The organism is Streptomyces sp. NBC_00820 (genome assembly GCF_036347055.1).
Lineage (GTDB): Bacteria > Actinomycetota > Actinomycetes > Streptomycetales > Streptomycetaceae > Streptomyces.
Genome location: NZ_CP108882.1, coordinates 6,496,343 through 6,509,895, shown reverse-complemented (window position 1 = coordinate 6,509,895; position 13,553 = coordinate 6,496,343). Strand labels below are relative to the sequence as shown.

The 13,553-nt window shown below is 71.9% G+C and carries 12 protein-coding genes and 1 pseudogene; 3 read left to right on the top strand and 10 right to left on the bottom strand.

Annotation, left to right across the window (positions count from 1 at the left end):
* Positions 1-64: 64 nt before the first annotated feature.
* The 8 genes and pseudogenes from OIB37_RS29105 to OIB37_RS29070 form a co-directional block, all read right to left on the bottom strand.
* A complete protein-coding gene (locus OIB37_RS29105; RefSeq protein WP_330460585.1) occupies positions 65-1,444 on the bottom strand; it encodes an 8-oxoguanine deaminase in 1,380 nt (459 codons plus the stop codon).
* A 78-nt stretch (positions 1,445-1,522) separates the two neighbouring features.
* Positions 1,523-2,449, bottom strand: a complete 927-nt coding sequence (gene pucL / locus OIB37_RS29100; RefSeq protein WP_330460584.1) for a factor-independent urate hydroxylase — start codon at positions 2,447-2,449, stop codon at positions 1,523-1,525.
* Positions 2,450-2,455: 6 nt separating this feature from the next.
* Positions 2,456-2,836 (bottom strand): hydroxyisourate hydrolase, encoded by a 381-nt coding sequence (uraH, locus tag OIB37_RS29095; protein WP_330460583.1) that lies wholly within the window; start codon positions 2,834-2,836, stop codon positions 2,456-2,458.
* Between the two features lie 4 nt (positions 2,837-2,840).
* Complete coding sequence (gene uraD, locus OIB37_RS29090) at positions 2,841-3,353, bottom strand: 2-oxo-4-hydroxy-4-carboxy-5-ureidoimidazoline decarboxylase (protein WP_330460582.1); 513 nt, start codon at positions 3,351-3,353, stop codon at positions 2,841-2,843.
* A gap of 154 nt (positions 3,354-3,507) precedes the next feature.
* Positions 3,508-3,870, bottom strand: coding sequence for a helix-turn-helix domain-containing protein (locus OIB37_RS29085; protein WP_330460581.1), 363 nt, complete (start codon positions 3,868-3,870; stop codon positions 3,508-3,510).
* 104 nt (positions 3,871-3,974) lie between these two features.
* Positions 3,975-4,214 (bottom strand): annotated as a pseudogene (locus tag OIB37_RS29080) (hypothetical protein); the annotation flags it as partial.
* 222 nt (positions 4,215-4,436) lie between these two features.
* Positions 4,437-6,665 carry an N-acetylmuramoyl-L-alanine amidase gene (locus OIB37_RS29075; protein WP_330460580.1) on the bottom strand — a complete coding sequence of 743 codons (2,229 nt, stop codon included), beginning with the start codon at positions 6,663-6,665 and terminating at the stop codon, positions 4,437-4,439.
* Between the two features lie 253 nt (positions 6,666-6,918).
* Entirely contained in the window at positions 6,919-7,446 is a 528-nt protein-coding gene (locus tag OIB37_RS29070) for a peptidylprolyl isomerase (RefSeq protein ID WP_330460579.1), read from the bottom strand.
* Between the two features lie 147 nt (positions 7,447-7,593).
* On the opposite strand from OIB37_RS29070, the gene OIB37_RS29065 reads away from it, so the two are divergent.
* The gene (locus OIB37_RS29065) at positions 7,594-7,827 is read left to right on the top strand and encodes a hypothetical protein (RefSeq protein WP_330460578.1); all 234 of its coding nucleotides are present in this window, start codon (positions 7,594-7,596) and stop codon (positions 7,825-7,827) included.
* A gap of 459 nt (positions 7,828-8,286) precedes the next feature.
* On the top strand, positions 8,287-9,054 hold the full coding sequence (locus OIB37_RS29060) for a hypothetical protein (RefSeq protein ID WP_330460577.1): 768 nt from the start codon (positions 8,287-8,289) through the stop codon (positions 9,052-9,054).
* 72 nt (positions 9,055-9,126) lie between these two features.
* Here the strand turns inward: OIB37_RS29060 and OIB37_RS29055 are convergent, their stop codons facing one another.
* Together OIB37_RS29055 and OIB37_RS29050 are read right to left on the bottom strand one after the other, a co-directional pair.
* Positions 9,127-10,737 carry an AMP-binding protein gene (locus OIB37_RS29055; protein WP_330460576.1) on the bottom strand — a complete coding sequence of 537 codons (1,611 nt, stop codon included), beginning with the start codon at positions 10,735-10,737 and terminating at the stop codon, positions 9,127-9,129.
* Complete coding sequence (locus tag OIB37_RS29050) at positions 10,734-12,407, bottom strand: AMP-binding protein (RefSeq protein WP_330460575.1); 1,674 nt, start codon at positions 12,405-12,407, stop codon at positions 10,734-10,736. Before OIB37_RS29050 ends, OIB37_RS29055 begins: the two co-directional genes overlap by 4 nt.
* 269 nt (positions 12,408-12,676) lie before the next feature.
* On the opposite strand from OIB37_RS29050, the gene OIB37_RS29045 reads away from it, so the two are divergent.
* Complete coding sequence (locus OIB37_RS29045) at positions 12,677-13,513, top strand: response regulator transcription factor (protein ID WP_330460574.1); 837 nt, start codon at positions 12,677-12,679, stop codon at positions 13,511-13,513.
* The last annotated feature ends 40 nt before the right edge of the window (positions 13,514-13,553 follow it).

Sequence of the window (13,553 nt, the reverse complement as noted above, 5' to 3'; positions counted from 1 at the left end):
TCGGCCACGGCGAGGCCCTCATCCCGGCCACCGCCGTGGGCACCGGCCGGAGTTACGCGCCCTGTCAGTCCTGGGCGGCGATCCGCGCCAGCCGCTGGGCCTCGGCCCGGGTGGAGCGGGCGATGGCGTCCTCGTCGACGGTGAGGAGGCGGCCGTTCTCGACGATCTGGCGGCCGTCGACGAAGGACGCGGTGACCGGGGCCGCCGCGCCGAGGACCAGAGCCGTCACCGGGTCGGCGATGGAGGCGTGGGCGATGGTGTCCAGCTTCCACAGCACCAGGTCGGCCAGCTTGCCGGGCTCCACCGAACCGGTCTCGGCGGCGCGGCCGAGCACCTGGGCGCCGCCGTAGGTGCCCAGGCGCAGCGCCTGGCGGGCGGTGAGGGCCGCCTCCCGGTGGGCGCCGAGGCGGTTGATCAGCAGCGCGTTGCGCAGCTCGGTGTGGAGTTCGCCGGACTCGTTGGAGGCGGTGCCGTCCACGCCGAGGCCGACCGGGACGCCGGCCCGGAGCATGTCGGGGACGCGGGCGATGCCGGCCGCGAGGCGGGCGTTGGAGGATGGGCAGTGGGCGACGCCGGTCCCGGTACGGGCGAAGGCGGCGATGTCGGTGTCGTTCATGTGGACGCAGTGCGCCATCCACACGTCCTCGCCGAGCCAGCCGGTGGACTCGAAGTAGTCGGTCGGGCCCATGCCGAACAGCTCGTGGCAGAACTTCTCCTCCTCCACCGTCTCCGAGCCGTGGGTGTGCAGCCGTACGCCGAGGTGGCGGGCCAACTCGGCGCCCTGCCGGAGTAGTTCGGTGGAGACGGAGAAGGGTGAGCAGGGGGCCACGGCGACCTGGGTCATCGCGTCGAAGGAGGCGTCGTGGTACTGCCGTACGGTCTCCTCGGTCGCGGCGAGGGCGTCCCGCAGCGTCTCGACGGCGAAGTCCGGCGGCAGCCCGCCGTCGCTCTCGCCGCGGTCCATGGAGCCGCGGGCCAGGGTGAAGCGGACGCCTGTCTCGCGGGCGGCGCGGATGATCGCGCCGGAGAGGTCGCCGGAGCCGCGCGGGAAGACGTAGTGGTGGTCCATGGCGGTGGTGACGCCGCCGCGGGCCATCATCGCGAGCGAGCCCTGGGCCGCCGCGTAGACCATCGGCTCGTCGATGCGTGCCCAGGTCGGGTAGAGCGCGACCAGCCAGTCGAAGAGGTTGTGGTCGGTCGCCAGGCCCCGGGTGATCCACTGGTAGAAGTGGTGGTGGGTGTTGACCAGGCCGGGGGTCACGAGGTGCCCGGTGGCGTCGATCCGGCGTACGACGCGCTCCAGGCCCTCGGGGGCCCTGCCCGCGCCGACCGCCTCGATGCGGTTGCCGGCGATGACCACGTGCCCAAAGGCGTACTCGGTGTCCTCGGCGTCGACGGTCGCGATCGCGCAGTTCTCGATGACGACGCGCTGGGCTGCTGCCATGGTTCGTCCTTCTCCGGGAGGGCTCACGAGGTGGCTCAGAGGCGGGGCGCGAAGGCGGGGGCGTGAAGGCGTGGGAGCTCAGAGGTTGGTGAGGTCCGCCGGTATCCGCGCCTCGCAGCCGTCCCGCAGGACGGTCGCCTCGATCAGGCCGTACGGCCGGTCGGCGGCGAAGTAGACCTCGTTGTCGTTCTTCAGCCCGAAGGGTTCCAGGTCGACCAGGAAGTGGTGCTGGTTCGGCAGCGAGAAGCGGACCTCGTCGATCTCGTCGCGGCGGTCGATGATCCGCGCGCCCATCTGGTAGAGCGTCTGCTGGAGCGAGAGGGAGTACGTCTCGGCGAAGGCCTGGAGCAGGTGCCTGCGGGTCTCGGCGTACGACCGCTCCCAGTCGGGCATCTCCTCTTCGTCGTCGGACCAGCCGAAGCGCCAGCGGGCGGCGACCCGGGTGGCCAGGATGCGGTCGTACGCCTCCTTGAGGGTGGTGTACCCGTCCTTGGCGAAACCCCAGAACTCGGAGTCGGTCGAGTTCATCACGACCAGGTCCTTCAGGCCGGAGACGACCTCCCACGACGAGCCGTCGTAGGTGATCTGCGCCAGCCGGACCTCCTGTCCCGTGCGTGCGAAGGAGTGTCCGGCCTCGTCGGCGCCGGAGGTCACGATCCGCTCCCAGCCGTACTCCTCGATGCGGATGCGGGCCGTGCGGATCGGCTCCTGGGAGGTGACGAAGTGGCGGGCGAGGTGGATGCCGAACTGCTCGGCGGACTCGATGCCGTGCTCCTTGGCGAACGCGTACACCGTGTTCTTGGTGGTGTCGGTCGGCAGGACGTGGGCGTTGGAGCCGGAGTAGTGGACCTCGTCCATGGCTCCGCTCAGCGACACGGAGACGTTGAGGTCCTTGATGTGGTGGGTGGCGCCGTCCCGCGTGATCCTGACGACCCGGTTCTCGGCCTTGCCGTACTGGTTCTGTCCCAGGACCACGGGGCGGCCCGGAAGGTGCTCGTCTGTCATGTGGTGCTAGCTCCCTCGGTATACGGAGTAGCCGAACGGGTTGAGCAGCAGTGGCACGTGGAAGTGCTCGCCGGGGCGCACGGCGAAGGTGACCGTCACCTCGGGGAAGAACGCGGCACCGCCGTCCGGGCCCGCGGTGGCGTCCCGCCGCTTCTCGAGGTAGGCCTCGACGGCGAAGTCGAGCCGTACATGGGTGCTCCCCTCCGGCGGGACCGGCAGGTCCTTGCACCGGCCGTCGGAGTCGGTCGCGGAGCCGCCGAGCGCCTGCCAGTCCGCGTCGCGCCCGGCACGGGCGGACAGGCGGACGGTGACGCCCCCGGCGGGGCGGCCGGCGGACGTGTCCAGGATGTGCGTGGACACCGAGGCGGTGGTGGTGCGGGTGCTCATGGTGTCAGGCGTCCTCTTCGACGAGTCGGGCCAGCCGGATGCGGTTGATCCTTCCCAGTTCGGTACGGACGGTCTCCCACTCCCGCTCCGGCGTGTTGCCCAGCCGCTCCTTGAGCGCGTCACGCATCTGCTCCCCGGTCCGGCCGGTGGCGCAGATGAGGAAGACGTGGCCGAACCTGTCCTGGTAGGTGAGATTGAGTGCGAGCATCTCCGCCTTGAGCGTCTCGGAGGCACCGGCCATGCCGTGCTGTTCCCGGGTGGAGGCCGGGTCGCCGGGCTTCGGGCGGCCGATCGGCGGATGGGCGGCCAGCGCCTCTTCGAGGTCCGCGGTGCTCAGCCCGGCCAGCGCGGCGTCGGCGGCGACGTAGAGGTCGTCCGTGGTGGCGTACGGACGTACGACGAGCAGCCGGCGGGCCCACACGGCGCAGGCGCACGCCTCGCGGAGGGCGGCGAGGGCCGCGCTCTCCTCCAGGGCGTTGAACCGGGCCAGGCCCGGGGGCGGGGAAGTCGTCGTCACGGAAGCCTCCGTGGCCGCGAGGGCCGTCGTCGCCGCGAGTGGCCGTCATGCTCGACGGGCTGCCGCCAGCTAACGCCCCCGGAACGTCGACGTCAACACTTTGTTGAAGATTCTGGGTTTCGGGCGCGCCCCCCGGAGGGGTGCGGGGAACCGTTCAGTTCCCCTTCTCCCGGTTGAGGTAGTTGTAGACCGTGAAACGGCTGACGCCGAGCGCGTTGGCCACCGTCTCCACGCCGTGCCGCACCGCGAAGGCGCCCCGCGCCTCCAGCGTCCGTACGACCTCCTGCTTGGCCTTGCGGTCCAGGTCGGCCAGCGGCCGGCCGTGCCGCCGTTCCAGGGCGGCGAGGATGTGGTCCAGGGACTCCGCGAGCTGGGGCAGCCGTACGGCGACGACGTCGGCGCCCTCCCATGCGAGGACGACGTCCTCGCGGCCGGCCTCGTCGGGCGGGACCAGCCGGCCGCCCATGGCGTCGACCAGCGGCTTCAGCGCCGCGACGAACGCCTCTTCCCCGGTCACCGCAGCTCCTCCCCGGCCGACTCGCCGACTGTTTCCCCAGCCGTCTCCCCGACTGTTTCCCCAGCCGTCTCCCCGGCTGTTTCGCCGGCCGTTTCGCCGACTGTTTCGCCGATCACGTTGACCTGGAGCGAGATCCGGGTGGCACCGGCGTCCAGGGCCCGGCGCAGCAGCGCGTCGACGGTGGTGAGCACGTCGCCGGCACTCCCTTCGGCCGTGTTGCCGAACGGGCCGACGTCGACGGCGTCCAGCTTCGCGCCCTCGATGACCTCACGGGCCACGACGGCGTGCGCGGGGGCCTCCTCCAGGTCGAACGGTTCGGTCGTGAACTCCACCCGCAATCGCACTGCGCCCCCTCGATATCGACTCCGACCTGCGTGTTCTCCCAGGATCCCACCGACAGGACGCATCCGGACGCCCCTCCCCCGGGCCTCGGGCGGGCGGCCGGCCCGCCACCTGCCGCGGCGACTGGGGCACGACCCTAACGGAAGCCCCCCGCAGCGGAGATGACGCGTCGGGCCCGGCCATCACGCGGATGACCGGGCCCGTGGCGGGACATGCGGGATCGGCTACTTGATGTAAACCAGTCCGTCGGTGGTGACGGTCGGGCGTCCGGAGGTGCCGACCACGACGATCTTGATGGTGTGGGCCGCGCCGGCGGACCAGGTCTTGGTCCACAGCGCGTCGCGGTACTTGGTGGTGCTGGACTTCAGGTCCACGGTGGCCGTCTTGGTGCCGTCGACGTAGACGTACGCCTGGCCGGAGGTGCTGGCCCGCGAGACCGCCCAGGCCACCGAGCGGCCGGTGAACTTCCAGGTGAGCGAGGCGTTCTTGGAGCTGGAGCTGTAGGACTTGCCGCCCAGGTAGCTGCTGGAGGACTTGGTGGTCCAGGTGCCGGTCCGGGTGGCCGAGGTCTCCTGGAGGATGACCGGAGTGGCCGCGACGGTGGCTCGGGCGGTGTTGCCGGCCTGGTCGTACGCCGTCATCGACCACGTGGTGGCGGTGCCGGAGTTCGAGGTCAGAGCCGCGCTGTAGACGGTCGGACCATAGGTGTGCGCGGACGGGGACGTCAGGCGCGCCTCCTTCAGCGCCGCGCTGTCGGCGGCCTTCCAGCCCAGCGTGACGGGAACGGCGGTGGTGTTGACGGTGCCGGCGCGCAGCGCCACCGAGGGCTTGGTGGCGAAGGAGGGTGCGGTGGTGTCGGCGACGACGGTGGCGTTGGGGGTCACCGCGGTGCGGCCCGAGACGTGCACCGCTCGCACGGCGACGGTGTGCGTACCGGGGGCCAGTGACAGCGAGGCGGAAGTGGCGGTGGGGGTCGCGGTGTTCGCGACCTTGCCGTCGACGAGCACCTCGTAGCGGCTGACCAGCGCCGTCGGGGAGGTGATGGCCCAGTTCACCGTGAGCGGGCCCTTGGTGTAGGCGGTGCTGCCGGAGACGCTCGCCTGACCGAAGGTCTTGAGGGCGAGTCCGCTGACGGGACCGCCCGCGAGGGTGCGGATCCCGGGCAGGGAGGCGTAGAGCTTGTCGCCCGGGCACTCGGTGGAGAAGCCGTCGCGGTGGCCGGAGATCCGGTAGAAACTGGCCGTCTGCCCGAGCTTGAACTTGCCGTTGTCCATACCGGCCGTCAGGTCGACCTTGCCGGTGGGGTCGTAGTGGTACTGCCCGAGCTTCCAGGCGGCCACGCGGGCCACCGAGGCCTTGGCGGCGGCGGAGGCGTCGATCGAGGTGTACTCACCCAGGACCGAGATGCCGACGGTGTTGGTGTTGAAGCCCGGGTTGTGGGCGCCGATCACCGGCCGGTCCACGCCTCCCTTGCGCCCCTCGAAGATCGTTCCGCACTTGTCGACGAGGAAGTTGTAGCCGATGTCCTTCCAGCCGTTGGACTGGATGTGGTACGTGCGGATGGCGCGGACCATGGCGGCGGAGTCGGCGCAGGAGTAGTCGTTGGCGTCCACGGTGTGGTGGACGAAGACCGCCTTGACCTCCGTGCCGTACTCGGGCGCTTCGTTGTTCAGCGACTCGTCCGCGCCCCACTGGGCGCGGGTGACGACCGGCGGCTCGGGCGCGGTCGAGACCGGGGCCGGCGGCAGCGTGGCGGTGCCCGACGCGGTCGGCGTCGGGGTCGGAGCCGGGGTGGTCGTGGCCGTCGGCGCCGGGTCGCTCGCGGACGGCGTGCTGGGCGACGGGGTCGGCTCGTCCGTGGGCGCCTGTGTGGGCGCCTCCGTGGCCGTGTCCGCCGGCGCGCTCGTCTCGTCGCCCGGGGTCGCCGTGGGGTCGTCGGCCGCGAACGCGACCGGATCGGCGTTCATCGCGACACGGCCGGCGCCCGGGTCGACCATCTCCAGCCGCATCCCGGCTGGAAGGGGTGTGCCGCGGCCGTCCACGCGGGCCTGGACGCCGTCGGACGGCCCGACCCAGGCGGGTTCGGTCGCGCCGCGCCGGCTCTCCTCCGCGGCGGCACCGTGGCCGCCGGTGTCAAGGGTGATCCACGATCCCCACGCGCCGGTGCGGGCGCTGCGGGTGCGCACCTGGACGGTGCCCGGTATCTGCGCGGACGGCTTGGTCCATGACAGACCGACGAGGCTGAACGCGGCGGTATCGCGCTCGGGCACCTCGGCCCGGTCGCCCTCGGCCTTCACGGACGCCGTGTGCACCGAGGTGCGCACGGGCCCGGTCACCAACGGCGCGTTCGCGCCGTTCTTCCCTCCGTCATCCCCCTGAACCCCCTGGAACACGACGACGCCGGTCACCGCGGCCACCACGGCGGCAGCGGTCCCCCACACACGTCTCTTCATGCTTTTTCGTCGCCCTTTCACGGCATACGGCATCGCGCATCGGGAGCAATCCTCGACCGATGCGTGCCGGGGCAATGGAAGCACGACGACGGGATCTTCACAGCATCGTTCTGCCTGACCCGCGCCCCATTTGCACCCCGTTGGCACCGCACCGGCACTCCACTGGCGCTTTGTTGACGCTTAGTTGATGCTTCATCGGTGCCACAGGTTGTGAACGGCGGCCGGATCGAGGCCGTTTCGTGATCCGTGAGCGTCAGCGGGTCTCGACGGTCACCGACTCGATGACGACGTCCTGCACCGGGCGGTCCGTGCGGGGGTCGGTCTCCGTCGTCGCGATGGCGTCGACGACCTTCCGGCTCGCCTCGTCGGCCACTTCACCGAAGACGGTGTGCTTGCCGGTGAGCCAGGTGGTCGGGGAGACGGTGATGAAGAACTGGGAGCCGTTCGTGCCGGGGCCGGCGTTCGCCATGGCCAGCAGGTAGGGCTTGGTGAAGGCCAGGTCGGGGTGGAACTCGTCCGCGAACTTGTAACCGGGGCCCCCTGTGCCGTTCCCCAGCGGGTCGCCGCCCTGGATCATGAAGCCTTCGATCACGCGATGGATGACCGTGCCGTCGTACAGCCGGTCCGTGGTCGGCTGCCCCGTCTCCGGGTTCACCCACTCCCGCTCCCCCTTGGCCAGCTCGGTGAAGTTCCGCACCGTCTTCGGCGCGTGGTTCGGCAGCAGCCGGACCACGATATCGCCCCGGTCGGTCTTCAGCGTCGCGTACAGCTCCTCTGCCACGGCGATACCCTCTCTGCGCTACGTCACGGACGGTATTCGATAATCACACACGGTCACCTCGATGTGTACTGTCACCGCCCGCGGACCACTCCTGTGGAGGCGCGGTCTCCGGGTGCGCGTCCCCGGCTTCCGCAGCACGCTGAAGCCATGGGCAATCCGACGCACTACCCGCACATCGTGGTCCACTCCCCGGCCCTCGACGGGTCCCGGCGGGTCACCGAGGGGGACGTGACGCTGGGGCTCGCCTCGCATCTGGACGACGTCGTCGAGATCCTGCGACTCGCCGACCTGGACCGGATCGAGGTGGAGGAGAGCGACCTCATCGAGTGGCAGGGCGGCGGCCCGGACGACTGGCCCGGGCTGTCCGAGCACGAGGTGTAGCCGCACCGGCTACGGCAGCCGTCGTACCCGGTCTACGTCACCCTCAAATGAAGCTCTGAACACCGCCGGGCAGGCTTCGGCGACCGTCGGCGGCGGGGAGACTGTGAGCACGCGGGGCCCGTCGGCACGGGGGCGGCGGGCCCCGCCCGGGGGTAGCTATGGGGCGTACGGCGACGGAACCACTGGACCCGTACGCGCTCGCCCTGCTGCGCGGGGGCGCCCGGGGTGCCGTGACGGTCGTCGGTCGTGAGGTGCCGGCGGAGCGGCCTGCCCCCGCCGGGAGTGGGCGGGTTCGGGCGGGGCAGAGGCGGCAACGGCCGGACAGGCGGGGTGCGGCAGGAGGAGGATGAGCCACGCCGACCCGGCGTGAGTGTCCCGGCACGACTGTCCCCGCACGAGTGTCCCGGCACGACCGTCCGGGCGCGGCGGTCCCGAGACGACGCGACCCGGGGGTGGGTCATGGGTGAGAGCGTGCCGGTGCGCTGTCCGGCCTGTGGGCGCGAGCACGTCCACACCGTGCCGTCGTACCCCTGCGTCTGCGGCACTTCCACCACCCTCCGGCCGGATCCGGCCGCCGTGCCGGCCGCCCTGGCGCACCGGACCTGGGACGAGGACTGGGTCACCGTCCCCTGCGCCTCCTGCGGTCGCCGCAACCAGTGGCCGCAGCCGGAGCTGGGCTGCTCGTGCGGCACGCTCCTGCGCCTGCCGGTGGCCGGTGCGGGTGCGCCTCCCCGGCACACCTCGTCCGCGGACCGGCCCGGCGCCGCCACCCGGCGGCCCGCCTTCCAGCCCGTCACCATCCGCACCGCCCTCGACGCGGTCACCACCGCCGCGCTCTATCTGCGCTGGCTGGGCTACGGCGACATACGCCGCGCGGACCAGCGGCCGCCGTCCGGTATCGGGCTCGCCGCGCCCGGCCTGGTCGCCCAGGTCGACCCGACCGTGCGCCCGGCGGCGCCGCGGGACGTGGAGTGCCTGTGGCTGACGGCCATGACGGAGTCCGCCTGCGGGGTCTACTTCTCCCTCGCCGGATTCACCGAGGACGCCCGCGCCCGCGCCGACACCCTGGGCGTCCCCCTGTTCGTCCTCGACCTCACCGGCACCCCGACGCCGGTGAACGGCCCCGGGGTGCGGCTCACCGAGTCGGGCGCGGCACGCCCGGCCGCCCGCGGACGCGGCGGCGGCGACAACGGCGGCGGCACCCGCGGTCGCGACGGGGGGACGTGACGGCACCCGCGGCCGCGGCGGGCGGCACGACCGCACCGGCCGCCGCGGCACACCGCCCCGCCCGCCGAGGCGTCACCCCCCGTACGTCTCCCGCAGCTCCACCTTCCGCACCTTCCCCGACACGGTCATCGGGAAGGAGGCGAGGATCTGGAGCCGGCTCGGGATCTTGTAGTGGGCGAGGCGGCCCCGGCAGAAGGCGTGGAGTTCCTCCAGGGTGAGGGGGGCGTCGGTGTCGTGCGGGATGACGCAGGCGAGGACCTCCTCGCCGTAGGTCTCGTGCGGTACGCCGACGACCTGGACGTCGCGGATCTTGGGGTGGGCGTAGAGGAACTCCTCGATCTCGCGCGGGTAGATGTTCTCGCCGCCCCGGATGATCATGTCCTTGATGCGGCCGACGATCTCGACGTACCCGTCCTCGCGCATGACCGCGAGGTCCCCGGTGTGCATCCAGCGGCCCGCGTCGACGACCTCGGCGGTCTTCGCGGGCTCGTTCCAGTAGCCGAGCATCACGCTGTAGCCGCGGGTGCACAACTCCCCGGGCACTCCACGTGGTTGCGTGACGCCGTTCGCCGGGTCGACGACCTTCACCTCGATGTGCGGCAGGACCCGGCCGACCGTTCCGGTGCGGTGTTCGAGGTCGTCGTCCATCCGTGTCTGGAGGGAGACAGGTGACGTCTCGGTCATGCCGTAGCAGATGGAGACCTGCTCCATGTGCATCTCGGCGACGACCCGCTTCATGACCTCCACCGGGCAGGGGGAGCCCGCCATGATGCCGGTGCGCAGGGTCGAGAGGTCGTACGCCGCGAAGTCCGGCAGGTTCAACTCGGCGATGAACATGGTCGGTACGCCGTACAGGGACGTGCACCGCTCCCGCTGGACCGCCTCCAGCGTGGCCTTCGGATCGAAGGAGGGGGCCGGGATGACCATGCAGGCGCCGTGCGAGGTGGCCGCCAGGTTGCCCATGACCATGCCGAAGCAGTGGTAGAAGGGCACCGGGATGCAGATCCGGTCCTGCTCCGTGTAGGCGATCGACTCACCGACGAAATAGCCGTTGTTGAGGATGTTGTGGTGGGAGAGCGTGGCCCCCTTGGGGAAGCCCGTCGTGCCCGAGGTGTACTGGATGTTGATGGGGTCGTCGCAGGACAGTTCGCTCCTGCGGGTCCAGAACTCCTCGTAGTGGTCGGGTGTCCCGCGCCCGAGCAGTCCCTCCCAGCCGGGATCTCCTATGTACACGACCTCCCGCAACTGCGGGCAGGCGCCCCGGACTTCCTCGATCATCGCCCGGTAGTCGCTCGTCTTGTGGCTGACGGAGGCGAACAGCAGGGAGATCCCGGCCTGGTTGAGGACGTACTCGACCTCGTGGGTGCGGTAGGCCGGGTTGATGTTGACCATGACGGCGCCGATGCGGGCGGTGGCGTACTGGACCAGTACCCACTCCGCGCAGTTGACCGCCCAGATGCCCACCCGGTCGCCCTTGGCGATGCCGCTCGCGAGCAGCGCGTACGCCAACTGGTCGACGTCGCGGGAGAGTTCGGAGTAGGTCCAGCGTCGCCCGGAGGGGACGTCGACCAGGGCCTCACGGCCGGGCCACGCGGCCACGGCCCGGTCGAGGTTGGCTCCGATGGTGTCGCCGAGCAGGGCGGTGGTGCCCGTGCCGTGCGTGTACGACGGTTCCGTGGTCACCGGAAGTCCTCCTCGCGGTATTCGTCGCCGGCGCCCGCCGCCGTGGCCTCGCGCAGCTCGATGCGGCGGATCTTGCCGGAGATGGTCTTGGGCAGCGCGCCGAACTCCAGCCGGCGGATGCGCTTGTAGGGGGCGAGTGTCTCGCGGGAGTGCTCGAAGATGGCCTTCGCCGTGCCGGGGCCGGGCTCCCAGCCCTCGGCGAGGACGACGTACGCCTTGGGCACGGCCAGCCGCACCGCGTCGGGTGCGGGCACGACGGCCGCCTCGGCGACCGCCTCGTGCTCCAGCAGGGCGCTCTCCAGCTCGAACGGACTGATCTTGTAGTCCGAGGCCTTGAACACGTCATCCGCTCGCCCGACATAGACGACATAGCCGTCTTCGTCCCGGCTGCCGATGTCGCCGGTGCGGTAGTAGCCGCCGGCCATCGCCTCCGCCGTACGGTCGGGGTCGCCGTGGTAGCCGGCCATCAGGCCCACCGGGCGGTCGGACAGGTCGAGGGCGATCTCGCCCTCGTCGGCGCCGGGCGCGCCGGTGACCGGGTCGAGGAGTTCCACACGGAAGCCGGGGCTGGGCCGGCCCATGGAGCCGGTCTTCAGCGGCTGGCCGGGGCTGTTGGAGACCTGCACGGCGGTCTCGGTCTGCCCGAAGCCGTCCCGGATGGTGACGTCCCAGGCCCGGCGGACCTGCTCGATGACCTCGGGGTTGAGCGGTTCGCCGGCCGCGACGGCCTCGCGGGGCGGGGTGGCGAGCTGGGTGAGGTCGGCCTGGATGAGCATGCGCCAGACGGTGGGCGGCGCGCAGAACGTGGTGACGCCGGCCCGGTCCATCTCGGCCATCAGGCGGCCCGCGTCGAAGCGCGTGTAGTTGAAGAGGAAGACGGTCGCCTCGGCGTTCCACGGGGCGAACAGGTTGGACCAGGCGTGCTTGGCCCAGCCGGGCGAGGAGATGTTGAGGTGCACGTCGCCGGGCTTGAGACCGATCCAGTACATGGTGGACAGATGCCCGACCGGGTACGAGGTGTGGGTGTGCTCGACCAGCTTGGGGCGGGCGGTCGTACCGGAGGTGAAGTACAGCATCAGGGGGTCGTCGGCGAGGGTGGGGCCGTCCGGGACGAAGCCGGCGGGGGCGGTGTACGCGTCCTCGTACGGCTCCCAGCCCTCCTGGAGCCGGCCGCCGACCGCGACACGGGTGTAGGCACCGGGCACGTCCGCGAACTTGGCGGCGTCCTCGGCCCGTGCGATCACGTGCTTCACCCGGCCCCGCTCGACGCGGTCACGCAGGTCCGCGGGCCCGAGCAGCGGGGTCGCCGGGATGACCACGGCGCGCAGCTTCATCGCGGCCAGCGCGGTCTCCCACAGCTCCGCCTGGTTGCCGAGCATGACCAGGACGCGGTCGCCGGCCGCGACGCCCCGGGCGCGCAGGTGGTTGGCGACCCGGTCCGAGCGCTCGGACAGCTCGGCGAAGGAGAGCCGGGTCTCGCCGCCGTCCTCCTCGACGATGTGCAGCGCGGTCCGGTCGTTGCCCGCGGCGATCACGTCGAACCAGTCCAGCGCCCAGTTGAAGTGCCCGGGGCGCGGCCAGCGGAAGCCGCCGTAGGCGGTGGCATAGTCCTCGCGGTGTTCCAGCAGGAAGTCCCGGGCGCTGCGGAACGCCTCCGTCGCCGTGGTCATCCGTCCTCCTTGGCTCATGGGCGCGGTCGCCTCCGGCCTGTTTTCGACCGGTTGGGCCCGCTCCCGGGTTCCGGACCATTGCCGGGCGGCTCTCTGGCATCGTCTAATCCGTGATGCGGGTCTCACCACCCCCGAACGGGGGTAGGGCCTGTCTTCCGGATCGGGCCGGCTCCACCCACTGTGCCGGACTTCGCCCCGCGGCCCCGGCGAGATCCGCAGGACAGGCCCGGTGGGACCGAACGGGACGGCCGCGCCGAAGGAGCGATGTGGTGGCAGCAGAGACCGTGGCCGCGGAGGAGTTCGGTGGTGCGCTGGCCCGGCTGCGGCGGACGACGGGGCTTCCTGTCGCGTTCGGGGGGCTGATCGACTCCGGCCGGCCGCGGATCCGCATCAGCGAACTGAGCGGCACGGCCACCGCCGCCCTGCGCTCGCTCGCGGTGACCTCCGGCAGCGGGCTGGGCGGCAAGGCCGTCGCGCTGGCCCGTCCGTGCGCCGTCACGGACTATTCGCACTCGCGGCAGATCAGTCACGAGTACGACCTTCCGGTGGCCGTCGAGGGCATCCGTTCCGTGCTGGCGGTGCCGGTGGTCGTACGGCGGCGGGTGCGCGGGGTGCTCTACGGCGCGCTGCGCACGGCCCAGCCGCTGGGCGACCGGACCCTGAACGCCGCGGTGGCGGCGGCGCGGGACGTGGAACAGGCGCTGCTGGTGCGGGACGAGGCACGGGGGCTGCTGGCGGCGGCCCGGCCGGAGCCGGCCGACGGACCCCGGGGCGCGGGGGCCGGGTGGGAGCAGGTGCGCGAGGCGCATGCGGCGCTGCGGGCGCTCGCGCCCCGGATCGTCGATCCCGGTCTGCGGGGCGAACTGCTGGCGGCCTGCGGTTTGCTGACCGCGCCGGGGCCGTCCGTCGGCGTGAGCCTGGCGCCGCGCGAGCTGGACGTGCTGTCCTGGGTGGCGGCGGGCGCCACCAACGCGGTCGTGGCCGAGCGGCTGGGGCTGCGTCCGGAGACGGTGAAGGGGTATCTGCGCTCGGCGATGCGCAAGTTGGGCGCGCACACACGAGGGGAGGCGGTGACCGCGGCACGCCGGGCCGGGCTGCTGCCGTAGCCGGGGCCGTGCGCCGGACCGGCCGGGGCCGCGAGGGCGG